A 23256-nucleotide genomic window follows, 5' to 3' on the forward strand; every position below is an offset into this window, starting at 1 on the left:
GAAGCTAAGACCCACAGCGCCGATGGTACTGCACCCGGGAGGGTGTGGGAGAGTAGGACACCGCCGGACAACCATTAGGTCGAGACCCCCCAACCAGCACACGGTTGGGGGGTCTCCCACACCCACCGGAAGCCTCCGCCCAAGCGGAGGCTTCCGCCATTTAACCGCCTTGGAACAGCCTGGATTGGCGTCAAAGTGGTTTCGGACCTGGTAATTCACCGCGGCTGTGAGTCTTGCCACGGGACTGCCCCAATGGGCTCCAGACGTTCGGCGGCCGCGGCCGCGTCGAATAGAATTGCATAAGACATACGAGTCGGCAGCTGAGCGCTGCCGGCGGCGTGACAACGAAATAAGGGTTATGAGCGACTACGCACGCGCCAGTGGTCGGCTCGCAACAGGAGGAATCCACCATGGCTGAGCACAACGGCGGCAATCGCGGCGGCAATCGCGGAAACTTCGGCGGGAACCGTGACGACCGCGGCTCGTACCGCCCCAACAACAATTCGGGCGGCGACCCCCGCGGATTCCGTTCCAGGGAGAACCGGGACGGCAATGATCGTCCGGCTCGTGATGGTGAGCGTCGTCCGTTCAACAACGACCGCGGTGACCGTAAGCCTTTCGGCGACCGCAATGACCGTCCGGCACGTGACGGCGAGCGTCGTTCCTTCGGTGGCGACCGCGATCGCAAGCCTTTCGGCGACCGCAATGACCGTCCGGCTCGTGATGGTGAGCGTCGTCCGTTCAACAACGACCGCGGAGATCGCAAGCCTTTCGGCGACCGCAATGACCGTCCGGCACGTGACGGCGAGCGTCGTTCCTTCGGTGACGACCGCGATCGCAAGCCTTTCGGCGACCGCAATGACCGTCCGGCTCGTGACGGCGAGCGTCGTTCCTTCGGTGGCGACCGCGATCGCAAGCCTTTCGGCGACCGTCCCGAGCGTGGCCCACGGAACTTCGATGGTCCCCGTCGTGACAGCGATGACCGCCGCCCGTTCAACAACGACCGCGGAGATCGTAAGCCTTTCGGCGACCGTCCCGAGCGTGGCCCACGGAACTTTGACGGTCCCCGTCGTGACAGCGATGACCGCCGCCCGTTCAACAACGACCGCGGAGATCGTAAGCCTTTCGGCGACCGTCCCGAGCGTGGCCCACGGAACTTTGACGGTCCCCGTCGTGACAGCGATGACCGCCGCCCGTTCAACAACGACCGCGGTGACCGCAAGCCCTTTGGCGACCGCCCTGACCGCGGCGGCGAACGTCGCTCCTTCAGCAGCGACCGCGGAGACCGTGGCAACTCGTGGGAAGAACGTCCTGCCCGCGTTCCCAACGCCAAGGACATCCGCAGCGCCAACCGTCCTGACCGCGAGCGTTCTCCAGAAATCGATGAGGATGTCACTGGCAAGGAACTCGACCGCGCCACGGGTCACCAGATCAAGACCCTCGAAGAGCAGAGTGCCGGCTGGGTTGCCAAGCACCTGGTCATGGCCGGCCGCTTGATCGACATCGAACCCGAGCTGGCCTTCCAGCACGCACTCGCTGCCAGCCGCCGCGGTGGCCGCCTCTCGGCTGTCCGTGAAGCGGTGGGCCTGACTGCCTACGCTGCCGGTCACTACGGCGAAGCCCTGCGCGAATTCCGCACGTACCGTCGCATCAGTGGATCCAACGTACACCTGCCGGTGATGGCCGACTGCGAGCGTGGCCTTGGCCGCCCCGACCGTGCGCTGGACATGGTCCGCTCTCCCGAGGCCCAGGACCTGGATGCTCCGGGCAAGGTGGAGCTGGCGATTGTGGCGTCGGGTGCCCGTGCGGACCTGAAGCAACTGGACGCTGCCGTCAGCGAGCTGGAGATCCCCCAGTTGGACATCAACCGGGCGTTTTCCTACAGCCCTCGCCTGTTCCGTGCTTACGCTGAGGCATTGGGTGCCGTCGGCCGCACTGAGGAAGCTGACAAGTGGGCACGTCAGGCCTTGGTGGCTGAGAACGCCCTCGGCGTCGGTGACTTCGCTGAGCCGGAAATTCTTGACCTCGGCTGGGACGAGCAGGAAGAAGAAGCCGCCCGCAAGCCGCGCTTCCAGAAGACCGCCCCGGACGCGGACACCGCCCGGGACGCCGACGTCGTAAAGTCCGAAACTGAAACGGTCATCGCAGAAGCCGCAGCGGCCGATGTTGAACACGATGATGTTGAACTTGATGATGCCGAGTCCGACTACTTCGAATCCGATGATGCTGAATCCGACATCGATTCGGCGGAGGAGGACACGGAATCCAAGGACGAGGAAGCCAAGCACGAGGAAACCGACAACGAGGGCACCAACTCCCAGCATGGCTGATTCACTGATCTCATCATTTGATGCTGTCCTGTCCGATCTGGATGGAGTGGTCTACGCAGGACCGCATGCCATTCCTGGTGCCGTGGAGTCGTTGCAGCGTCTCGAAACCGTGGGCGTCGGCCTGGGGTATGTGACCAACAATGCCTCCAGGACGCCGGCCCAGGTCGCGGCGCACCTGCGTGAGCTGGGTGCGCCCGCGGAGGACCATCAAGTGGTCAGTTCCTCCCAGGCAGCAGGGGAGCTCCTTGCTTCCATGCTGCCTGCGGGGGCGCACGTCCTCATCACCGGCAGTGCAGCTTTGGCTCATGAGATCGAATTGGTGGGACTCAAGCCGGTGCACAGCGCCGCAGAGTCTCCCGTAGCCGTAGTCCAGGGATTCAACCCGGAGATCGGCTGGAAGGACCTCGCGGAGGCGTCGTATGTGGTGGCAGGCGGGGCCATGTGGTTTGCCACCAATACGGACATGTCCATCCCGCAGGCCCGAGGCATGGCACCGGGCAATGGAACGCTGGTGGCCGCTGTGGCGGCTGCCACGGGAAAGACTCCTTTGGTGGCCGGCAAGCCCGAAGCGCCACTGTTCCATGCGGCGGCGAAGCGGCTCAAGGCCGACCGCCCGCTGGTAGTTGGCGACCGCTTGGATACGGACATCCTGGGTGGCAACCGCGCAGGATTCGCGACGGCGGCCGTCCTCACCGGGGTTGACACCACGCACACCATCCTGGCCGCGCGGACTGACGAACGTCCCGACTACCTGCTGGCGGACCTGGAGGGCCTGTATGCTCCGTATCCCGAGGTTGTCAGCGACGCCGGCTCGTACCGTTGCGGCAAGGCCTCAGCTATCGCTGAGGACGGTAAGGTCATTGTGACCGGACATGAGGATGACCTCGACGCTTGGCGGGCGGCATGCGCAGCCTGGTGGGCGGCAGTTCCCAACACTGTGGTCGCGCAAGCGCCCAAGCTGGAATGGCGAACTCACTAGACTGGTGCGATGACCCAGCCCAACACCCACCCGGAGCCCGAGGCAGCGGACTACGAGGCAGCGAGCCGCGAGGCGAATGGCCCTGAGCCCGAAAGCCCGGAACCAGAAAGCCCCGAGGTTCAGTGGCCCGAGCTGACAAATCCTACGGGGGACCAGCTTGTGGACAGAGCCTTGGGCCTGCTGGGCAGCGTGCCGGGTTCACCGGTGTCAGAGCATGGCGAACTGTACGCCGGGATCCATGACTCCCTCTTGGAGGCTTTGGATGCGGAGCCGGGCCTCCCGGCCATACCCAAGCCCAATGGTTCGGAAGGCGATAGCTAACGCATGGCACGACTCGATCAGGAACTTGTCACCCGTGGGCTGGCGAGGTCGCGTACCCATGCCGCAAAGCTCATCAGCGACGGCAAGGTCAGCTCGGGCGGTACGGTCCTGGCCAAAGCCTCCCATCAGGTGGATCCGGAAACGGCGCTGCACGTCGAATCCCATCTGGAAGACATCTACGCCAGCCGGGCCGGGCATAAGTTGGCTGGTGCGCTGCAGGCGTTTCCCGCCGTCGTGGTTGCCGGGAAACGATGCCTCGACGCCGGTGCCTCCACTGGTGGTTTTACTGACGTTCTGCTTCGGCAGGGGGCGGCACGAGTGGTGGCGGTCGACGTCGGACACGGCCAGTTGGTGCCGCACCTCCGGGAGGACCCGCGGGTGGATGTCCACGAGGGCCTTAACGTTCGGTACATGACCCCCGACCAGCTTGGCGGACCTGCCGGGCTGACAGTTGCCGACCTGTCCTTTATCTCGCTTACCCTGGTGCTCCAACCCTTGGCAGAGTGCACTGAACCCGGCGGGGACCTGGTCCTTATGGTTAAGCCGCAGTTCGAAGTGGGCAAGGAGCGGCTGAGCCGGACGGGCGTGGTTTCGTCAGAGAATGAACGACGCCGGGCGGTGGCCCAGGTTGCCCGGGCAGCAGTTGATGCGGGGCTGGAACTTCATGATCTCGCGGCCAGTCCACTGCCTGGCCAGGACGGAAATGTTGAATACTTCCTGTGGATGAAGCGCAGGATGTCCGCGGCGTTGCCTAAGATCGAAGAGCGGGACGAGGACGTTGCTGCGTTGATTGAGAAACTCTGGCCAAACCACTAGAAAGCAGAACCCGATGAGCAGGCGTGTACTTGTCCTGGCCCACACAGGGCGGGAGGAATCGCTCCGCGCAGCGTGGGATGCCTGTACCCAGCTGCATGCCTCCGGCCTGGTTCCGGTCCTCCAGAAATCTGAACTTGCCGATATCGAACGTTTCTTCGGCGCCTTTGATACGCCCATCGAGATCCTTGACGATCACGTCAACCTGGAGGACGTGGAGTTGGTCATGGTCCTGGGCGGGGACGGCACCATCCTGCGGGCAGCGGAACTCGTTCGCGAGGTAGACGTCCCGCTGCTGGGCGTCAACTTGGGGCACGTGGGATTCCTCGCCGAAAGTGAACGCGCCGATCTCGCACAAACCGTGGAATGGATTGCGAGCCGCCAGTACACGGTGGAGGAACGCATGACCATTGATGTCCAGGTGTGGGTCAAAGGCCAGAAGATTTGGCACACGTGGGCGTTGAACGAGGCGGCCATTGAGAAAGCCAACCGGGAACGCATGCTGGAAGTGGTCACTGAGGTGGATGAGCGTCCTTTGACATCCTTCGGTTGTGATGGCGTTGTCCTGGCTACTCCTACCGGTTCAACGGCCTACGCCTTCTCTTCAGGCGGGCCGGTGGTGTGGCCGGAGGTTGAGGCGTTGGTGATCGTTCCGATCAGTGCCCACGCGCTTTTTGCCAAGCCCTTGGTGGTGTCTCCGCGCTCCAAGCTGGCCGTAGAAATCATGAACCGGACCGATGCCTTGGGCGTTCTCTGGTGCGATGGACGGCGCTCGGTGGACCTTCCCCCTGGAGCACGTGTTGAAGTGACGCGCTCGGCAACCCCGGTGCGGCTCGCCCGGACCCACAAAACTCCATTTTCCGCCCGGCTCGTCCGCAAGTTCGAGCTGCCCATCCACGGCTGGCGCGGCCCTGCTCCCCGGAGCGGCGAAGTCCACACCGGTCCTATCCCCGTCATCCGGACTCTTTCGCCGGCGCCCTTGCCCAGTCCGCGGGATGGTGAAAGTCCCCGGGCCGGTGAACCTTCCGACCCCACGAATGCGAAGTGAACCATGCTTGAAGAACTCCGAATCCGTGACCTCGGCGTCATCACTGACGCCGCCCTGCCGCTCGGCCCTGGCCTGAGCGTTGTCACCGGCGAAACCGGTGCCGGAAAGACCATGGTGGTGACCGCCGTCGGGCTTCTTCTGGGGGCCCGTTCCGATGCTGGGGCCGTTCGGAGCGGCGCCAAATCGGCGTCCGCTGAAGCGGTGTTGAAGCTCGATCCGGCGCACAGCGCTGTTGAGCGAGCCAAGGAGGCAGGGGGTGAGGCGGAAGAGTTCGACGGCGTGGCCGAGCTCCTTCTGGCCCGCACTGTTGGAGCCGATGGGCGCAGCCGGGCTTATGTTGGCGGGCGCGCAGCACCAGTGGGGGTGCTTGCCGAGCTGGGTGAGAGCCTGGTGGTGGTGCACGGCCAGTCCGACCAGATCAGGTTGAAGAGCGCCACCGCGCAGCGGCACGCCCTGGACAGGTTTGCCGGGGCACCCTTGGCCAAAACGCTGGGGGAGTACCAGGAGCTGTACAACCACTGGAAGGCCATCCAGTCCGAACTCGAAACGCTGCGCAGCGAGGCCCGTGAGCGTTTGCGTGAGGCCGAGTCCCTGGACGCTGCCCTCAAGGAAATTGACGAGGTGGATCCCCAGCCGGGTGAGGACGAGACGCTCAAGGCCGAGGCCGTGAAGCTGGCAAATGTCGAAGAACTAAGGCTGGCAGCGGCCGCGGCCCACGAATCCCTCATAGCGGAGGAGTTCGGTGACGCTGGGGATGCCACGTCCATGGTGGATGCTGCCAAGCGGACGCTGGAGCACGTGGCTGATCACGATGAGGAGTTGCGTTCGGCTGCGGCCCGGCTCGCTGAGGTGGGGTTCCTGCTCAACGACATCGCTGCGGAGCTTTCCAGCTACCAGGCTGCGTTGGACACTGAAGGGCCGGAACGGCTGTCGGAAATCGAGGAACGCCGGGCCGCCCTTGCCAAGCTGATCCGCAAGTACGCCCCAAGTATTGACGAAGTGCTGGAGTGGGCCGCTGCGGCCAGGACGCGCTTGGACGAGTTGCAGGACGACTCCAGCCGCATCGAGTCCTTGGACGCCGAGGTTGCTTCAGCGGAGGCTACCCTGCGCAAGCAGGCAGCGGCCATCAGCAAAGCCCGTCAGAAGGCTGCCAAGGACCTGTCAGCAAGGGTCAGCGCCGAGCTGAAGGCCCTGGCCATGGCTGACGCCACGCTGGTCATTGAGGTGGATGGCAGCGGATTGCTGGGCCCCTGGGGAACCGACGAGATTGCGTTCCTCCTCCAGCCGCACTCCGGGGCTCCCGCGAGGCCGTTGGGCAAGGGCGCATCGGGTGGTGAACTGTCAAGGGTCATGTTGGCCATCGAGGTAGTTCTCGCAGCGGTGGATCCTGTTCCGACGTTCGTCTTCGACGAAGTGGATGCCGGGGTGGGTGGCCGTGCCGCTGTCGAGATCGGGCGCCGCCTGGCGATGTTGGCCCGCCACGTACAAGTGCTGGTCGTGACGCACTTGCCGCAGGTAGCTGCATTCGCCGATCAACACATCCGCGTGACCAAAACATCCGTGCGCGGCGCTGACGGGAAGACAACCACCGGTTTCACCTCCAGCGATGTGCAGCTGCTCAGTGACGACGAACGTGTCAAGGAACTTGCCCGCATGCTGGCAGGACAGGAAGATTCCGAGTCGGCACAGGCCCACGCCCAGGAGCTGCTGGACGACGCGAAGCTATTGCCCCAACGGGCCTGATGCCAAAGGGCTGAAACGAAGCGGGGAGGAGTGCGAGCACAATCACATGAAGGCACTTCATCCCGCGTGGCCCTTGCTTGGATTGCAGTGGTGAGCAACCATTGACCATTTGGGGAATCCGAACAGACGCTTGGAAGGCGTAATTGATGATAAGCTCGAATTCCGTGGTGCAGCGATCAAATTCCCGTGTAAATTCCCGGTTCCCGGGCTCGTCCAAGACGACCAAACACATCTTCGTCACCGGTGGTGTGGCGTCCTCGCTCGGTAAGGGTCTGACGGCTTCCAGCCTCGGCCACCTGCTGCGGGCACGCGGTTTGTCTGTAACTATGCAGAAGCTCGATCCCTACCTGAACGTGGATCCGGGCACGATGAATCCCTTCCAGCACGGCGAAGTATTCGTGACGGATGACGGTGCCGAAACCGATCTCGACATCGGACACTATGAGCGCTTCCTCGATGAAAACCTTGAAGGTTCGGCCAACGTCACAACGGGCCAGATCTACTCAACCGTTATCGCCAAAGAGCGCCGCGGCGAATACCTCGGAGACACCGTTCAGGTCATTCCGCACATCACGGATGAAATCAAACGGCGTATGCGCCTGCCTGCCGAAGGCAAGCACGCTCCGGATGTCATCATCACCGAAATCGGTGGCACCGTGGGTGACATCGAGTCGCAGCCGTTCCTGGAATCGGCCCGCCAGGTCCGCCAGGATATTGGCCGCAACAACGTCTTCTTCCTGCACGTTTCGCTGGTCCCGTACATCGGTCCTTCCCAGGAACTGAAGACCAAGCCGACGCAGCACTCTGTGGCAGCCCTTCGCTCCATCGGCATCCAGCCTGAAGCAATCGTGATCCGTTCGGACCGTGAAGTGCCGGACGCCATGCGCGAGAAGATTGGCCGCATGTGCGACGTCGACATCGACGCCGTAGTCAACGCAGCTGATGCACCCAGCATCTACGACATCCCCAAGACGCTGCACTCCCAGGGCCTGGACTCCTACATCGTCCGCGCCCTGGACCTGCCGTTCAAGGACGTCGACTGGAGCAAGTGGGACAAGCTGCTCGAGGCTGTCCACAACCCCAAGCATGAGGTCGAAATCGCCCTGGTGGGCAAGTACATCGACCTCCCGGACGCGTACCTCTCGGTCACCGAGGCACTGCGCGCCGGTGGCTTCGCCAACGAGGCCAAGGTCAAGATCCGTTGGGTCCCCTCGGACGAGTGCGAAACCCTTGCCGGTGCCACCAAGTCCCTGGCCGGCGTGGACGCCATCTGCGTTCCGGGTGGGTTTGGTATCCGCGGCCTCGAAGGCAAGCTTGGCGCGTTGAAGTTCGCCCGTGAATCCAAGCTTCCGGTCCTGGGCCTCTGCCTCGGCCTGCAGTGCATGGTGATTGAGTACGCCCGCAACGTGGTTGGCCTTGAAGGTGCTTCCTCCAGCGAGTTCGAACCCGATTCCAAGTACCCGGTCATTGCCACCATGGAAGAGCAGTTGGACATCGTGGACGGCAAGGGAGACCTCGGCGGCACCATGCGCCTGGGCCTTTACGAAGCCAAGCTGGACGAGGGCTCGGTCATCGCCGAGACCTACGGGACCACCACGGTCAGCGAACGCCACCGCCACCGCTACGAGGTCAACAACAAGTACCGCGACCAGATCGCGGCCGAGGGCCTGGTGTTCTCGGGTACTTCTCCCGACGGCAAGCTGGTGGAGTACGTAGAGCTTCCCCGCGAAGTCCACCCGTACTACGTGGCAACGCAGGCGCACCCGGAGCTCAGCTCCCGCCCCACGCGCCCTCACCCGCTGTTCGCAGGTTTGGTCAAGGCCGCGCTGGAGCGTCGTGAAGGCGCACCGGTTGCCACCAAGACCGGCGCCCGCACGGTAGCTGCCAAGTAAACGCAAGTACTAACGAAGGACGGCGCGATGCCCGGTATTTCTGAAACCCCCCGCACATCAAGGCAGGTTTCGGATATGCCGAGCCCGCGCCGTCTTTTGTCTACCAGCAAGGTTTACGAAGGCCGCATTTGGGATGTGGTCAGCGACTCATTCCAGCTGGGCGAGGACACTGACACGTTGGTCCGCGATTACATCGACCATCCTGGCGCAGTAGCTGTACTTCCCATGAACGTGGACGGTGAGATCCTGCTGCTGAAGCAGTACCGCCACCCCGTAGGCATGGATCTCTGGGAGATTCCTGCCGGCCTGTTGGACGTGGAAGGCGAGGACTTCGTAGTTGGCGCGGCGCGGGAACTCGCGGAGGAAGCCGACCTCGTTGCGGCTACCTGGAACGTCCTTGTGGACTTCTTCAACTCGCCCGGCTCCTCCAGCGAGGCCGTACGAATCTATTTGGCCCGGGGCCTGAGTGACGTACCTGAGGCAGACCGTCATGTCCGTACCGATGAAGAAGCGGAGATCGAGCTCCATTGGGTGCCGCTGGACGACGCCGTGAAGGCCGTGATGGAGGGCCGGCTGCATAATCCGTCGGCGGTGTTGGGAATTCTGGCTGCCGCTGCCGCGAAGGCCGACGGATTCACCAGCCTGCGTCCTGCCAACGCTCCGTGGCCGGCTCACCCGAGCCAGCGCTGAGCATGGCCGAAGCCGCTACTCGAACCGCCAACGGAATTGACCGGGCGATAACCGACTACCTGCAACACGTCGGTGTGGAGCGCGGCTTGGCGGCGAACACCTTGGCCGCCTACCGCCGGGACCTGGCGCGGTATTCGAATTTCCTGGCGGCCCAGGGGGTAGAACGTCCCGGCAACATCACGCGGCATCACGTGACGGCCTTTGTGCAGGCATTGTCCGACGGTTCCGATGGCGCCGCTGTCCTGGGCGTTCGCTCTGCAGCGCGCACGGTGGTTGCCGTCCGTGGACTTCACAAGTTTTGGGCGTTGGAAGGAACCACGACGGCGGATCCCGCCAGCGATGTCCACCCGCCCATGCCGGGCAAGCGGCTTCCGAAAGCCATTAGCGTCGGTGAGGTCACGCGCATTCTGGAAGCTGCGGGTTCGGATACTGCCACCGGTCTCAGGGACCGCGCCCTGCTGGAATTCCTCTACTCCACGGGGGCCCGCATCAGCGAGGCCGTGGGACTCGACGTGGATGACGTATCCCTTGAGGACACCGGCGGCGATCCTGCCATCGTGAGGTTGTTCGGCAAAGGGTCCAAGGAGCGGCTGGTGCCGCTGGGCTCCTACGGTGCACGCGCCGTCGGAGCCTATGTTGTCCGCGGCAGGCCCTTGCTGGCTTCCAAAGGCAAAGGCACCCCGGCGCTGTTCCTGAACGCCCGTGGCGGCCGGATCAGCAGGCAGAGCGCATGGACCATCCTCAAGATGGCTGCTGAAAAGGCGAACATCACCAAGGACGTCTCGCCGCACACGCTGCGCCACTCTTTCGCTACGCACCTCCTTGAGGGTGGGGCGGATGTCAGGGTGGTGCAGGAGTTGCTGGGGCATGCGTCCGTGACCACCACGCAGGTATATACGTTGGTCACCGCAGATACGTTGCGTGAGGTGTACGCTGCAGCGCATCCCCGGGCGCTCGGCTAGGTCCCCGCGGGCTGGTTGTACAGCTAGTCCAGCACGTTCAGGGTCAGTTCCACAGCGTCCACGAACAGGGCCAATAAAGATGTCCCCAGTCCGGCTACCAGCAACAGGCCGGGGTGCGCGAGGCCTACCACCACACGCTTGAGTCTTGGGCGTCCCTTGAGGAACTTTTTGGGCACACGCGTCCGGACCGGTATCTGCCGCCAGCCACGCAGCCTCCGCAGGAACCACGCGCAGCGCACAATGAACGCCATCCAGAGGATCGATAGCACCAAGGGAACGGCGGCCAGCATGAGGTTGAAGCCCAGGGCAGTGACTTCCTTTTCGGAATCGCCGATGACCGATTGGACGGTGGTGGAGATGGAGGCGCTCATGACCACGGAGGCGGCCCACACCATGAAAGCTGCCACGAGCGCCAGGAACCGCACAAAGAAGTGGCCCAGGACGGTCGCGTCCACTGCCCTGAGGTGGCTCCGCGGCGTGGCATGCAGCACTACCAGCGTGGAGATCAAGGTGGGCAAGGCGGCCACAAGGACCAGCAGGTACCAGGTCCATCCGGCCAGGTCCACCACTTCGTCCAAAACGATGAGTCCTGCCCACACTACGGTCCATGCCCAACCCACGTAGAGAGGGTGTGCCACCAACCAGCGGGGGAGCCAGGAGTCCCGTTCAGGCTTGGCTTCGGAGACTGGGACCGCGGTGGTCCCATCCTGGGTGTTCCCCGCGTTGGACGGCGCCTCGGCAACCTCGTCGACGGCGGCCGCTTTGGCACGCGCGTCACCCCCACCTTCAGTCATGGGCTCACTGTAGCAATGGCAGCAGCGGCACGGGAGATCAGGTTAAGGTAGGCAGCATGACTGCTGCGCATGTGACCTTGTGCTTCCTTCTCCGCGACGGCGCGGAGGGCGAACACGTCCTGCTGGGGACCAAGAAGACCGGCTTCGGCCGGGGCAAGGTGGTGGGCGTTGGCGGGCACGTGGAATTGGGGGAGACCGCAGCTGAGGCGGCGTGCCGTGAGGTCATGGAGGAAATCAACGTGGTGGTCCGGTCTGAGGACCTCATCCCGGCGGGCACCGTTGACTTTGTGTTCCCTGCCAGGCCGGACTGGAACATGGCAACCACTGTGTTCCTGACCCGCGCTTGGGAGGGGGAGCCATCCGAAAGCGACGAGATCGCGCCGGCGTGGTTCCCGGTGGCGCATCTTCCCGTGGAACGTATGTGGGCAGACGCAGAGCACTGGCTCCCGGCCATGATTTCCGGGCAGCGCATCGCCGTGCGGGTGGACTTGGCGGCAGACAACGAAAACGTGGCCGACGTCCACACGGTGGACTGGGTGGACCTGGGGCAGCCGGGTGCGTAAGTGCGGACTGCCACCACCTACGACGACGGGCCGGTCGCCTCGTCGGTGACCGGCCCGTCGTCGTACGCCTGCATGACGACCGGAAGCGTTATGGGACCTGGCGCTCTTCGGGGCCGTTGTATTCGCTCAGTGGACGGATGAGGGAGTTCGAAGCTACCTGCTCCATGATGTGCGCGGTCCAGCCGGTGATGCGGCTGGCGACGAACAGCGGGGTGAACGTCTGGGTGTCGAAGCCCATGAGGTGGTAGGTCGGGCCGGCAGGGTAGTCGAGGTTGGGTTTGATCGCCTTTGCCTCATCCATGGCCTGCTCCAGGCCGTTGTAGAGACCCAGGAGTTCCGGCCGTCCGTAATGGGCGATCATCTTATCCAGGGCGGCTTTCATGGTGGGCACGCGGGAGTCACCGTGCTTGTAGACGCGGTGTCCGAAGCCCATGACCTTCTTCTTCCGGGCCAGGGCGTCTTCCATCCAGGCGCGGGCACGGGTGGCGGCTTCTTCCAGTGATTCCTCGCTGCGGATGCCGATCTCGTCGAACGTGTGCATCACTGCCTCGTTGGCGCCACCGTGCAACGGGCCCTTGAGGGCGCCGATGGCGGCAGTCACGGCTGAGTGCAGGTCCGAAAGCGTGGACGTGACCACACGGGCGGTGAACGTGGAGGCATTGAAGGAGTGCTCCGCGTACAGGATCATCGAGACGTTGAACGCCTCCACCACCTCCGGGACCTGCTCTTCGCCGAACGTCATCCAGAGGAAGTTGGCTGAGTAGTCCAGGTCCTCACGTGGTTCCACTGCTTCCTGGCCGTGGCGGCGGCGCTGGTCGTACGCCACGATGGCGGGCATGGCAGCCCAGAGGTCGATTGCCTTCTTCATGTTGGCTTCCGGAGAGGAATCCTCAGCCAACTCGTGCCGGGCACCCATAACCGAAGCCGCTGTGCGGCACACGTCCATTGGATGCGCCGTGGTGGGCAAGGAATCCACCACGGACTTGACTACGGGATCCAGCGCACGGCCCGCACGCTCACGGGCGGTGAATTCGGCGAGCTGTGTTTCGTTGGGCAGTTCGCCGTTCCACAGCAGGTACGCCACCTCTTCGAAGCTGCATTTGGCGGCGAGTTCCTGGACCGGGTACCCGCGGTATAGCAATGAGTTGGTGTCCGGGTTGACCTTCGAGACGGCGGTGTAGTCCACCACGACGCCGGCAAGGCCTTTTTTGATGTCTTCAGCAGCCATGCTGAACTCCTTCGTTCCTAGTGCAGGCGTGCCGGGGTTTTCCGGCATGCCTGCGTTCCCCTTGATGAATCCGGAACCTAGCGGACGCCAGGAACCTGGAAGTTGAAAACGCCGGTATCGAATTGGTTGTATGCCTCGTAGTCGACGAGTTCGTAGAGGCGCGCACGCGTGAGCATGTTTTCCACTTGCGCTTCTTGGGTCCCCGCAGCCTTAATCGATTCCAGAGTACGCTCTGCAGCGCCCATGGCAATGCGGAGCAAGGTCACCGGGTAGATGACCATGTTCACGCCCACTCCTTGGAGCTGGTCCACGGTGAAGAGCTCGCTTTTGCCGAACTCGGTCATGTTGGCCAGGATGGGCACATCCACCGCGTCGCGGATGGCCTGGAACTCGCCCAAATCACGCATTGCTTCGGGGAAGATGGCGTCTGCACCGGCGTCAACCAATGCCTTGGCCCGGTCCTGGGCCGCCTGGATTCCTTCGACGGCGCGGATGTCGGTGCGGGCCATGATGAGGAAGTTCGGGTCCCGGCGTGCGTCTGCCGCGGCGCGGATGCGTTTGGTGGCGGTGTTGATATCCACCACGTTCTTGCCGTCCAGGTGTCCGCAGCGTTTCGGGTTGAACTGGTCCTCGATGTGGCATCCGGCCAGACCCGCGTTTTCGAGTTCCTGGATGGTGCGGGCTACGTTCATGGGCTCACCGAAGCCGGTGTCTGCGTCCACCAGGGAAGGCAGGTCCGTCATCCGGGCGATCTGTCCGGCGCGGGTGGCTACCTCGGTGAGCGTGGTGAGGCCGATGTCCGGGAGGCCAAGATCGTTGGCCAGGACCGCGCCGGAGATGTAGACCCCGGCGAAGCCCTTTTCCTCGATCAGCCGTGCCGAGAGCGGGTTGAACGCTCCCGGGAATTGCTGCACAGTCCCTGAAGACAGCAATTCCCGCAGCTTCACCCGCTTCTGTTCGGGGGTGACTTTGGAGTACAGCATTTAGAACAGTCCCTTGGGCGCGTTGCTGAGGTCGATCACGCCGGGGGCGGCGGTGATGTTCAGCTGGTCCAGTTCGCCTTCGCCCAGTTCGGTGACGCGTTCGACGGCGGCCAGGAACCTTTCGATTTCGGCTTCTTCGACCAGTCCCGCAGCGAGGGTGCGGAACTTGTTGACGTACTGCTCACGGGCAAACGGCCGGGCGCCGAGCGGGTGGGCATCGGCTACGGCGATCTGATCTGTAATGACCGTGCCGTCGTTGAGGGTGATCTCCACGGAACCGCCGAAAGCTTTCTCGGCGATGTCCAACGAGTGGTACCGGCGGGTCCATTCCGGGTCTTCCACGGTGGTCACCTTGTGCCAGAGTTCCACGGTGTCCGGCCGTGCGGCGCGTTCGGGGGCGTAGGAATCCACGTGGTGCCAGGCACCGTCCTGCAGGGCAACCGTGAAGATGTACGGGATGGAGTGGTCCAGGGTTTCGCGGGACGCGGTGGGGGAGTACTTCTGGGGATCGTTCGCGCCGGAACCGATCACGTAGTGCGTGTGGTGGCTGGTCTTGATCAGCACGGACTTCACATTGGCCGGATCGGTGGTTTCCGGGTGCTCGCGGTTCAGTTTGCGGGCGAGGTCAATCCACGCCTGGGCCTGGTACTCGGCGGAGTGTTCCTTGGTGTAGGTGTCCAGGATGGCGCGCTTGGCTTCGCCGGACAGCGGCAGCGGAACCTCGTAGGAGGCGTCCGGGCCGTCCAGCATCCAGGCGATCACGCCGTCTTCGCCTTCGTAGATCGGGACCGGGGACGTCTGTCCGCGCATGGAGCGATCCACGGCTTCGACTGCCATCTTGCCCGCGAAAGCCGGGGCGTGGGCTTTCCAGGTGGAGATCTCGCCCTTGCGGGACTGCCGGGTGGCCGTAGTGGTGTGCAGGGCCTGGCCCACGGACTGGAAGATCGTCTCAACGTCCAAACCCAATAACGTGCCGATGCCTGCCGCGGCGGAGGGGCCGAGGTGGGCGACGTGGTCGATCTTGTGTTTGTGCAGGCAGATGGCCTTGACCAGGTTCACCTGGATCTCGTAGCCGGTGGCGATGGCACGGACCAAGTCAGCGCCATTGGAGCCGACGTGCTGGGCGACGGCCAGGATCGGCGGGATGTTATCTCCGGGGTGGGAGTAGTCCGCGGCCAGGAACGTGTCGTGGTAGTCGAGTTCGCGCACGGCCACGCCGTTGGCCCACGCGGCCCACTCGGGGGAGACCTGCTCGCTGATGCCAAACACGTGAGCGCCCTTGCCATTCGCGGACGGGGCGTGGGTGAGTGCCTGGGCGCGGGCGGCGACGATCGGTGCCCGGTTCAGCGAGGCGATGGCCACCGAGGCGTTGTCGATGATGCGGTTGATCACCATGTCGGTGACCTCCGGCGTGACTTCGACGGTGTCGGCGGCGACCACGGCGATCTTGTGCGCCAACTGCTCCTCCCGGGGGAGGTTCTCTTCGCTCTTGTAGACGCGGACGTGGTTGTTCTTGACCATGGTTCTCCTTCTAGTGAGACGCTAACGGGCCGAATGAGCGGCCTTGACGTGGGTGAGGCTGCGGTGCAGGTGAAGTGTGGTGGCGGCCTCGGCAAGCCGTGGGTTGCCGGCGGCGATGGCCTCGGCGATGGCCGCATGCTCTGCGGCTGCCGCATGAAGTCGGGCAGCATCGTCAGCTGCCAGGCGGCGGACCCGGACCAGGTGGACGCGCAGGCTGCGCATGGCATTGGCCAGGTACGAGTTGGAGATCGCGGCGTCGATGGCCTCGTCCAGGCGGCTCACCAAGGCGTAGTAGTCGTGCCTGGTGGGGTCGTTGTCACTGAGCAGCTCCGGCGCCAGCAGCAGCTGCCCATGCAGCTCGGCGAAGACGCCCGGTTCGCCACGCTCAGCGGCCAGGGCCGCGGCCCGCACCTCGAGGGTTTCACGTAATTCGAAGAGCTCGTCGATGCTGTCCAGCGAGATATCGGTGACGACGACGCCGCGGCCCCCTGCCGCCGTCGTCAATCCTTCTGCGGTGAGGCGGCTCAGCGCCTCCCGGACCGGCGTGCGGGAAACTCCGAGGCGTTCGGACTGCTCCACTTCCGCCAGGACCGTGCCTGGCCGAAGGCGCCATTCAATGATGTCTTCACGGAGGGCCGAGTAGGCCCGATCACTGGCGCGCATGCCTTCAGTGTATACATAAAGGCCGATATCGGCCAGCAATTCCGCGAATACTGCCGCCTATGTATACAGAGATCTAACTGCGGTTCCAGCCGTACTCATTCTCGGGACGGCCGGGCGTGCCGTACCGCGGCGCCCTGGTGACGGTCCCGGCGTCGGCCAAGTACTCCAGATACCTGCGGGCGGTGACGCGGGACATGCCCAGCGCGTCCATGACTTCGCTCGCCGAAACCGCATCCTGCCGCGCCCTCACCAGGTCCTTCACGGACTCCAGTGTGGACCCGGAGAGGCCCTTGGGAAGCGGCAGTTCCGTCGGGGCGCGGAGGCTCGCGAACGCCTGGTCCACGTCGCTCTGCGAGGCGCCTGCCTTGGAAATTCCGGACATCGAACCCGCCAACTGTTCGCGGAAGGCCCTGTAGCTGCCGAGCTTGTCGGCAAACGTCGCATAAGTGAACGGCTTGATGAGGTACTGCACCACACCAATGGACACAGCACTGCGGACGATGTTCAGCTCGCGGACGGCGGTGATGGCGATGATGTCCGCAAAGACTCCTGCAGAACGCATCCGGCGGGCGACATCCAGGCCGTGAAGGTCCGGCAGGTTCATGTCCAGCAGGACCAGGTCCACAGGGGAGCCCGACGCCGCGAACTCACCGAGGATGCGCAATGCCGACTGGCCGTCGGGTGCCGTTCCCACCAAAGTGAACCCGTCCAGCCTGCCGATGTAGACGGAGTGGGCATCCGAAGCTATCGGCTCGTCCTCCACCACCAGGACGCGGATGTCTGTCATGCCTTCTCTTCCTCGGGAACCGGCGCAGGCAGCACAACATGGAACTGTGCACCGCCCGGATTGCTGATGGTCATCGTACCGTTCAACCGCTGGACGGCCTGACGCACCAGCGCAAGCCCAACTCCGCGGCCATGGGCACCCCGCGGATTGCCTTCCGCGGACTTGGTGCTGAATCCGTACTGCAGCACGTCATCGATCGAGTCCGGATTGATGCCGCGTCCCGAATCCTTCACCAAAAATTCGACGGCGGCCGGACCCGCCTCCACGGAAAGCTCCACCTGCCGCGGGAACCCGCCAGCGGCCGCAGCATCGATCGCGTTGTCCAAAAGGTTGCCCAAAATGGTGACCAGGTCCTGGATTTCCAAGCCGCGGACGCCCGAACTGCCGGCGGTCCGCACCACCAGTTCCACCCCGCGCTCGTGGGCCTCCGCTGCTTTGCCCATCACCAGGGCACTCATCACAGGCTCATCCACGGACGCCACCATGTCATCGGTAAGTTGCTGGCTGAGTTCGAGGTCCTTGGTGGCAAAGTCCAAGGCCTGCGGAGTGCGGCCCAGTTCCAGCAAGGAGACGATCATATGCAGCCGGTTGGCATGTTCATGGGTCTGGGCACGCAACGCGTCCGAGAGGGTCTTCATGGTCTGCAGTTCCGTGCCCAGGGACTCGATCTCCGTGCGGTCACGGATGGTAGCTACGGTGCCGTAGACGGCGGGCTTCTGTCGGCTGCGCTCAGGCACCGGCCCCACGGCCGGAGCCTGGTTGACCACCAAAATCCGTGAACCCGTCAGATGAATCTCGTCGTGCGCTGGCCTGCCGGATTCGAACAGCGCCCGGAGGCTGCCGTCGAAGGGCAGCTCCGACAGTTTCGGGGCAGCGTCCGGTGACCGGTCTGCGTCGGATGGCTCCAGTCCCAGCAACTCCGCTGCCTGGTCGTTGTACATCACAGCTTTGCCGTGTGTATCGATCAGAATCACGCCTTCGCGGACCGAGTGCAGCACCGATTCGTAGTAGGCGAAGAGTTGCGCCAGCTGTTCCGGGCCCCAACCACGGGTAACCGAGCGGAGATATCGGCCCAGGAGCCAGGAAGCGAAGGAACCGAACGTCAACACCACCAGCGCGATGCCGCCGATCACGCCCAGGCGTTCGGCCGCATCGGTGTCCACCGTGCGGACCGTGACCCCCGCGGACACCAGCGCCTTAACAGTTCCGCCGGCATCTTTGACCGGGGCAATGGTGCGGACCGAAGGACCCAACGTTCCCGCGGTGACCTCAGTGAACGTCTCACCCCGCAGGGCTGGATCGATGGTGCCGATGTAGGGCTTGCCCAGTTCCTCGGGCCGGGGATGTGTCCAGCGGGTGCGGTCCGGGGCCATGATCGTGATGAAGTCGGCGTCGGCGTCGTCCATGACTTCGACGGCGTAGGGCTGCAGAACTGCTGAAGGGTCTGCCGTGCCTGCCGCTTCCAGGACAAGGGGGTTGTTGGCAATGGACGTGGCGAGGGCAAGCATCCGCCCGCCGGCGTTGTCATAGGCCCGGTCCCTGGCCTCCACCACGGAGAACGCCCCGAAGACCCCAGTCAACGCCACGACGAACAGCAGGTTCGCCACGAACAAGCGGCGGGCAATGCTCCAGCTGTGAAACACGTGGACCTCCATGACCAATATGACCGCAACGGTGATGTGTGTCACCAACGGCTCAATGATGGATATCACACAAGGGCAGCGGATTGGACATCAGTGCAGGACCGCAGCGCCTTACACAGTATCCAAAGGAGAATCCCATGACCTCTCAACGAGGAGAGTCGGCAGTAACTGCCAAAGCTGGACGCAAGGGGCTCGACAAGTCGCATTACTTGTACATCGCGGTCATCCTGGCCGTAGTGCTCGGCGCCGTGGTCGGCTTGGTGTTCCCCGAAGTTGGCAAGTCCCTCAAGCCACTCGGCGATGGCTTCATCAAGCTCATCAAGATGATGATCGCCCCGGTCATTTTCTGCACCATCGTTCTGGGCATCGGCTCCATCGCCAAGGCTGCCACCGTTGGCAAGGTGGGCGGCCTCGCCCTCGGTTACTTCGTGGCCATGTCAACCTTCGCCCTGGCCATCGGCCTCGTGGTGGGCAACCTCATCCACCCGGGTGAGGGCCTCAAGCTGACACCGTACGATCCCACCAAGAAGGCCGACACCAACAGCACTGTTGACTTCCTTCTGGGCATCATCCCGGGTGACATCCCGGTCCTGCCTACCCTGCTTGCCGCGATCCTGGTCGGGTTCGCCTTGCAGAAGATGGGCAAGCAAGGGACCCCGATCCTTACCGCCATCGGTCACGGTCAGCGCCTCGTCTTCCGCATCCTTATCATGATCATGTGGCTGGCTCCTGTTGGCGCGTTCGGTGCCATCGCCGCCGTCGTCGGTGCCACTGGCGCCCAGGCGATCCTCAGCATGTTCACCCTGATGCTGGCCTTCTACATCACCTGCGCATTGTTCATCGTGGTCATCCTGGGTACGCTGCTCCGCGCAGTGGCAGGCGTCAACATCTTCAAGCTCATGAAATACCTGGCCCGCGAGTACCTCCTGATTTTCTCCACTTCCTCCTCCGAAGCAGCGCTGCCCCGCCTGATCGCCAAGATGGAGCACCTGGGTGTTTCCAAGCCGGTGGTTGGCGTTACCGTTCCCACGGGATACTCCTTCAACCTTGACGGCACGGCGATCTACCTGACCATGGCTTCGCTCTTCGTCGCCAACGCCATGGGCACCCCGTTGGATCTTGGCGCCCAGGTCTCCTTGCTGGTCTTCATGATCATCGCCTCCAAGGGCGCTGCAGGCGTCACCGGTGCCGGACTGGCCACCCTGGCCGCAGGTCTCCAGGCACACAAGCCGGAACTGCTGGGTGGCGTGGGCATGATCGTCGGCATCGACCGCTTCATGTCCGAGGCCCGTGCCTTGACCAACTTCACCGGCAACGCGGTGGCAACTGTCCTGATCGGCACGTGGGTCAAGGAAATCGACAACGGCCAGGTAGAGCGCGTCCTCTCCGGCAGCGAGCCGTTCGACGAGCAGACCATGATCGCGCACGGTGGCGAAGAAGAGGCGGCACCTGAGGCTGAAACCCGCGAAAAGGCAACTGTCTAACGGAACGGGAACCAAACCATCGCATCATCCCGAAGGCCGGCACCTCCCAAGGTGCCGGCCTTCGGGATATTGCGGCCAAACAGCGCCAGGGAGCACAACCTTCTACCTCAGCTAGAGGGTCAAGGCTCACGAGGGGGACAAAGTCAAGTTCCCCGAATAACCGTGTCGGGCGCTGTAGCCTAGGTGGGTAGCAGCGCTGCAGCCGGGGGCGCAGCGGCAGGGAAGATCGTCGTCGAAAGAGTGGTTAGATACGTGAGCATCGAACGGGGTTCAGCAACGCTGGAAGGCACCGAGCTCGATCTGGAAGACGCCATCATGGGGCCAACAGGCCGCCCTTACCGCGAATTTCCGGAACCCGCTCCACTTGCCTCCCACGGCCCGGCGAGAGTCATCGCCATGGTCAACCAAAAAGGTGGCGTCGGCAAAACCACATCCACCATTAATCTTGCGGCTGCGCTCGCAGAGTACGGCCGGCGTGTCCTGCTGGTGGACTTCGATCCCCAGGGCGCGCTCTCTGCGGGTCTCGGCGCCAATCCGCACGAGCTTGACCTCACCGTTTACAACGTCTTGATGGATCGCAAAGTGAACATCCGTGATGCCATCCAGCAGACCGGCGTCGACGGCGTGGACCTCCTGCCCGCAAACATCGACCTCTCGGCCGCCGAAGTCCAACTCGTGAACGAGGTGGCCCGGGAGCAAGTCCTGGACCGCGCCCTCAAGAGTGTCGAAGACGACTACGACGTCGTTCTCATTGACTGCCAACCGTCCCTGGGCTTGCTGACCGTCAACGCCCTGACCGCCGCCCACGGCGTCATCATCCCGTTGATCTGCGAATTCTTTGCCTTGCGCGCCGTTGCGCTGTTGGTGGAGACCATCGAGAAAGTCCAGGACCGCCTCAACCCGCGCCTGCAGGTGGACGGCGTGCTCGCCACGATGTACGACGCACGGACCCTGCACAGCCGCGAAGTGATCTCGCGCCTGGTGGAGGCCTTCGGTGACAAAGTCTTCGAGACTGTTATTAAGCGTTCCATCAAATTCGCAGACGCCACCGTCGCCGCCGAGCCGATCACCAGCTACGCCGGCAACCACATTGGTGCGGATGCTTACCGCCGCCTTGCCAAGGAACTGATTTCGCGCGGCGGCGCGCCCTAGCGGACGGTGGGACCGTCACTCGCCCCGAGTACCGAGGCGGATTCCGCCGCCACTGCGGACACGCCCGACGCCGGCAACCCCGGGAGCCGCAAGGCCGGCTTCGAGGTACGGCTGGCCAACTTCACCGGCCCCTTCGATCTCCTGCTCGGCCTCATTTCCAAGCACAAGCTGGACATCACCGAGGTAGCACTCGCTACGGTCACCGATGAGTTCATCAAGTACATCCGCCGCCTCCAGGAGCTGGGGGAAGACTGGGCACTGGATGAAGCAAGCGAGTTCCTGGTGATCGCTGCGACGCTGCTTGACCTGAAAGCAGCGCGGCTGCTGCCTTCGGGTGAGGTGGAGGATGCCGAGGACATTGCGCTCCTGGAAGCCCGGGATCTCCTGTTCGCACGTCTTCTGCAGTACAAGGCCTTTAAGCAAATAGCCGGGATCATGGGCGAGACCTTGGAGCAGGAAGCCCGCCGGTACCCGCGTCAGGTGGCCCTGGAAGGCCATTTCGCCGCGTTGCTTCCGGAACTCGTGTGGCGGCACACTCCGGAGCAGTTCGCGGAGCTGGCGGCCAAGGCACTGAAGCCCAAAGACGCCGCACCGGCCGAGGTGGGACTGGACCACCTCCATGCACCGCCGGTCAGTGTTAAGGAACAGGCCGAAATCATGGGATACCGCCTCAAGTTGGGCGCACCCCTGTCCTTCCAGACTCTGATAGCAGATGCCGACACAACTTTGGTGGTGGTGGCACGTTTCCTTGCATTGCTGGAAATGTTCCGCGACCGCGTGATTGCCTTCGAGCAGCCCGGTCCTTTGGCGGAGCTGACGGTCCGGTGGACGGGCGCCGACGCCGACTGGGATAGTTCCAGTTTGAGTGAGGAATACGAGGCAGGGGCCGAATCCTACGGAACCGTAAGTGAGGAAAACGGCAGTGAGTGAACAGGAAACCGTTCAAGACGGCTTGGCCGAACTGGAAGCTTTGCCCGGCGGGGCAAGGGCAGCATTGGAAGCGGTCCTTATGGTGATCGACCAGCCGGCCACCTCCGAAGAGTTGGCCGCCGGGCTCAACGTAACGGTCGCCGTCGTCGAAGATTTGCTGCAGGACCTGCAGCGGGAGTATAGCGGCTATACTGTTAAAGCCCCGGACGTGGATGCTGTCGGCTTTGCCGATGCCAGCACTGCACCCCGGGGTTTTGAATTGCGGAACGTCGCCGGAGGGTGGCGGATCTACTCACGATCGGATTTTGCCGACATTGTGGGCAGGTTCGTCCTCGAGGGGCAGACCACCAGGTTGACTCAGGCAGCGCTTGAAACACTTGCGGTCATTGCTTACAGGCAACCGGTCTCCAGGGCCCGGGTTTCCGCCATTCGCGGCGTCAACGTCGATTCTGTAGTCCGGACCCTGACTCAAAGGGGTCTGATAGAGGACTCCGGAAACGACCCCGAATCGGGGGCTGTCCTATACCGGACAACCTCGTATTTCCTGGAACGGATGGGCATCGGCTCGGTGGCGGAACTGCCCCAGCTCTCGCCGCACCTTCCGGGTTTGGAAGGGATTGAAGAGTACTACGACGCCAGCCGGATGTAGCCACTGCTGCACCGGCACAGCACGAGAACTTAATACGGACAAAAAGGCACCATACGAACGGTGCCACAGCAACAAGGGGCA

Annotated in this window: 21 protein-coding genes; 14 read left to right on the top strand and 7 right to left on the bottom strand. The window is 63.5% G+C overall.

Going from position 1 to position 23256, the window contains the following annotated elements; all coding sequences use genetic code 11:
- The first annotated feature begins 410 nt into the window (after positions 1 to 410).
- From N7568_RS20050 to xerD, 9 genes are all read left to right on the top strand, one after another.
- Positions 411 to 2330 (top strand): hypothetical protein, encoded by a 1920-nt coding sequence (locus N7568_RS20050; RefSeq protein ID WP_261611533.1) that lies wholly within the window; start codon positions 411 to 413, stop codon positions 2328 to 2330.
- Complete coding sequence (locus N7568_RS20055) at positions 2323 to 3309, top strand: HAD-IIA family hydrolase (RefSeq protein ID WP_261611534.1); 987 nt, start codon at positions 2323 to 2325, stop codon at positions 3307 to 3309. Before N7568_RS20050 ends, N7568_RS20055 begins: the two co-directional genes overlap by 8 nt.
- Before the next feature lie 9 nt (positions 3310 to 3318).
- On the top strand, positions 3319 to 3630 hold the full coding sequence (locus N7568_RS20060; protein ID WP_261611535.1) for a hypothetical protein: 312 nt from the start codon (positions 3319 to 3321) through the stop codon (positions 3628 to 3630).
- Between the two features lie 3 nt (positions 3631 to 3633).
- On the top strand, positions 3634 to 4446 hold the full coding sequence (locus tag N7568_RS20065) for a TlyA family RNA methyltransferase (RefSeq protein ID WP_261611536.1): 813 nt from the start codon (positions 3634 to 3636) through the stop codon (positions 4444 to 4446).
- 13 nt (positions 4447 to 4459) lie between these two features.
- Positions 4460 to 5491, top strand: a complete 1032-nt coding sequence (locus N7568_RS20070) for an NAD kinase (RefSeq protein ID WP_261611537.1) — start codon at positions 4460 to 4462, stop codon at positions 5489 to 5491.
- Between the two features lie 3 nt (positions 5492 to 5494).
- On the top strand, positions 5495 to 7234 hold the full coding sequence (gene recN, locus N7568_RS20075; RefSeq protein ID WP_261611538.1) for a DNA repair protein RecN: 1740 nt from the start codon (positions 5495 to 5497) through the stop codon (positions 7232 to 7234).
- Positions 7235 to 7380: 146 nt separating this feature from the next.
- A complete protein-coding gene (locus N7568_RS20080; RefSeq protein ID WP_261611539.1) occupies positions 7381 to 9126 on the top strand; it encodes a CTP synthase in 1746 nt (581 codons plus the stop codon).
- Positions 9127 to 9153: 27 nt separating this feature from the next.
- On the top strand, positions 9154 to 9816 hold the full coding sequence (locus tag N7568_RS20085) for an NUDIX domain-containing protein (protein WP_261611540.1): 663 nt from the start codon (positions 9154 to 9156) through the stop codon (positions 9814 to 9816).
- 2 nt (positions 9817 to 9818) lie between these two features.
- Entirely contained in the window at positions 9819 to 10778 is a 960-nt protein-coding gene (xerD, locus tag N7568_RS20090; RefSeq protein ID WP_261611707.1) for a site-specific tyrosine recombinase XerD, read from the top strand.
- 23 nt (positions 10779 to 10801) lie between these two features.
- Here the strand turns inward: xerD and N7568_RS20095 are convergent, their stop codons facing one another.
- Positions 10802 to 11572, bottom strand: a complete 771-nt coding sequence (locus N7568_RS20095; protein ID WP_261611541.1) for a hypothetical protein — start codon at positions 11570 to 11572, stop codon at positions 10802 to 10804.
- Between the two features lie 56 nt (positions 11573 to 11628).
- On the opposite strand from N7568_RS20095, the gene N7568_RS20100 reads away from it, so the two are divergent.
- Complete coding sequence (locus N7568_RS20100; RefSeq protein WP_261611542.1) at positions 11629 to 12135, top strand: 8-oxo-dGTP diphosphatase; 507 nt, start codon at positions 11629 to 11631, stop codon at positions 12133 to 12135.
- 88 nt (positions 12136 to 12223) lie between these two features.
- Here N7568_RS20100 and N7568_RS20105 read toward each other — a convergent pair whose 3' ends face one another.
- From N7568_RS20105 to N7568_RS20130, 6 genes are all read right to left on the bottom strand, one after another.
- The gene (locus N7568_RS20105) at positions 12224 to 13363 is read right to left on the bottom strand and encodes a bifunctional 2-methylcitrate synthase/citrate synthase (protein ID WP_261611543.1); all 1140 of its coding nucleotides are present in this window, start codon (positions 13361 to 13363) and stop codon (positions 12224 to 12226) included.
- Between the two features lie 77 nt (positions 13364 to 13440).
- The gene (gene prpB / locus N7568_RS20110) at positions 13441 to 14346 is read right to left on the bottom strand and encodes a methylisocitrate lyase (RefSeq protein ID WP_261611544.1); all 906 of its coding nucleotides are present in this window, start codon (positions 14344 to 14346) and stop codon (positions 13441 to 13443) included.
- Positions 14347 to 15867 (bottom strand): MmgE/PrpD family protein, encoded by a 1521-nt coding sequence (locus N7568_RS20115; protein WP_261611545.1) that lies wholly within the window; start codon positions 15865 to 15867, stop codon positions 14347 to 14349.
- A gap of 21 nt (positions 15868 to 15888) precedes the next feature.
- Positions 15889 to 16530, bottom strand: a complete 642-nt coding sequence (locus tag N7568_RS20120; protein WP_261611546.1) for a GntR family transcriptional regulator — start codon at positions 16528 to 16530, stop codon at positions 15889 to 15891.
- A 73-nt stretch (positions 16531 to 16603) separates the two neighbouring features.
- A complete protein-coding gene (locus tag N7568_RS20125; protein WP_261611547.1) occupies positions 16604 to 17317 on the bottom strand; it encodes a response regulator in 714 nt (237 codons plus the stop codon).
- Positions 17314 to 18960, bottom strand: a complete 1647-nt coding sequence (locus N7568_RS20130; RefSeq protein WP_261611708.1) for a sensor histidine kinase — start codon at positions 18958 to 18960, stop codon at positions 17314 to 17316. The genes N7568_RS20125 and N7568_RS20130 overlap by 4 nt, the downstream gene beginning before the upstream one ends.
- 137 nt (positions 18961 to 19097) lie before the next feature.
- Here N7568_RS20130 and N7568_RS20135 point away from each other — a divergent pair, with 137 nt between their 5' ends.
- The 4 genes from N7568_RS20135 (at position 19098) to scpB (ending at position 23175) form a co-directional block, all read left to right on the top strand.
- On the top strand, positions 19098 to 20444 hold the full coding sequence (locus tag N7568_RS20135; protein WP_261611548.1) for a cation:dicarboxylate symporter family transporter: 1347 nt from the start codon (positions 19098 to 19100) through the stop codon (positions 20442 to 20444).
- Between the two features lie 252 nt (positions 20445 to 20696).
- Positions 20697 to 21596, top strand: coding sequence for a ParA family protein (locus N7568_RS20140; RefSeq protein ID WP_261611549.1), 900 nt, complete (start codon positions 20697 to 20699; stop codon positions 21594 to 21596).
- Positions 21597 to 21602: 6 nt separating this feature from the next.
- Entirely contained in the window at positions 21603 to 22526 is a 924-nt protein-coding gene (locus tag N7568_RS20145) for a segregation and condensation protein A (protein WP_261611550.1), read from the top strand.
- Positions 22519 to 23175 carry an SMC-Scp complex subunit ScpB gene (scpB, locus tag N7568_RS20150; RefSeq protein ID WP_261611551.1) on the top strand — a complete coding sequence of 219 codons (657 nt, stop codon included), beginning with the start codon at positions 22519 to 22521 and terminating at the stop codon, positions 23173 to 23175. The genes N7568_RS20145 and scpB overlap by 8 nt, the downstream gene beginning before the upstream one ends.
- The last annotated feature ends 81 nt before the right edge of the window (positions 23176 to 23256 follow it).

Origin of the sequence: Paenarthrobacter aurescens (assembly GCF_025421775.1) — a bacterium.
GTDB classification, from domain to species: Bacteria; Actinomycetota; Actinomycetes; order Actinomycetales; family Micrococcaceae; genus Arthrobacter; species Arthrobacter aurescens_B.

Bases quoted from the DNA above. Each gene is read 5' to 3' on its own strand.
- N7568_RS20135 (WP_261611548.1), top strand. From the start codon at position 19,098: ATGACCTCTCAACGAGGAGAGTCGGCAGTAACTGCCAAAGCTGGACGC.
- N7568_RS20060 (WP_261611535.1), top strand. From the start codon at position 3,319: ATGACCCAGCCCAACACCCACCCGGAGCCCGAGGCAGCGGACTACGAG.
- N7568_RS20100 (WP_261611542.1), top strand. From the start codon at position 11,629: ATGACTGCTGCGCATGTGACCTTGTGCTTCCTTCTCCGCGACGGCGCG.
- N7568_RS20070 (WP_261611537.1), top strand. From the start codon at position 4,460: ATGAGCAGGCGTGTACTTGTCCTGGCCCACACAGGGCGGGAGGAATCG.
- N7568_RS20120 (WP_261611546.1), bottom strand. From the start codon at position 16,530: ATGCGCGCCAGTGATCGGGCCTACTCGGCCCTCCGTGAAGACATCATT.
- N7568_RS20065 (WP_261611536.1), top strand. From the start codon at position 3,634: ATGGCACGACTCGATCAGGAACTTGTCACCCGTGGGCTGGCGAGGTCG.
- N7568_RS20080 (WP_261611539.1), top strand. From the start codon at position 7,381: ATGATAAGCTCGAATTCCGTGGTGCAGCGATCAAATTCCCGTGTAAAT.
- N7568_RS20125 (WP_261611547.1), bottom strand. From the start codon at position 17,317: ATGACAGACATCCGCGTCCTGGTGGTGGAGGACGAGCCGATAGCTTCG.
- N7568_RS20055 (WP_261611534.1), top strand. From the start codon at position 2,323: ATGGCTGATTCACTGATCTCATCATTTGATGCTGTCCTGTCCGATCTG.
- recN (WP_261611538.1), top strand. From the start codon at position 5,495: ATGCTTGAAGAACTCCGAATCCGTGACCTCGGCGTCATCACTGACGCC.
- prpB (WP_261611544.1), bottom strand. From the start codon at position 14,346: ATGCTGTACTCCAAAGTCACCCCCGAACAGAAGCGGGTGAAGCTGCGG.
- N7568_RS20115 (WP_261611545.1), bottom strand. From the start codon at position 15,867: ATGGTCAAGAACAACCACGTCCGCGTCTACAAGAGCGAAGAGAACCTC.
- N7568_RS20095 (WP_261611541.1), bottom strand. From the start codon at position 11,572: ATGACTGAAGGTGGGGGTGACGCGCGTGCCAAAGCGGCCGCCGTCGAC.
- xerD (WP_261611707.1), top strand. From the start codon at position 9,819: ATGGCCGAAGCCGCTACTCGAACCGCCAACGGAATTGACCGGGCGATA.
- N7568_RS20105 (WP_261611543.1), bottom strand. From the start codon at position 13,363: ATGGCTGCTGAAGACATCAAAAAAGGCCTTGCCGGCGTCGTGGTGGAC.
- N7568_RS20050 (WP_261611533.1), top strand. From the start codon at position 411: ATGGCTGAGCACAACGGCGGCAATCGCGGCGGCAATCGCGGAAACTTC.
- N7568_RS20085 (WP_261611540.1), top strand. From the start codon at position 9,154: ATGCCCGGTATTTCTGAAACCCCCCGCACATCAAGGCAGGTTTCGGAT.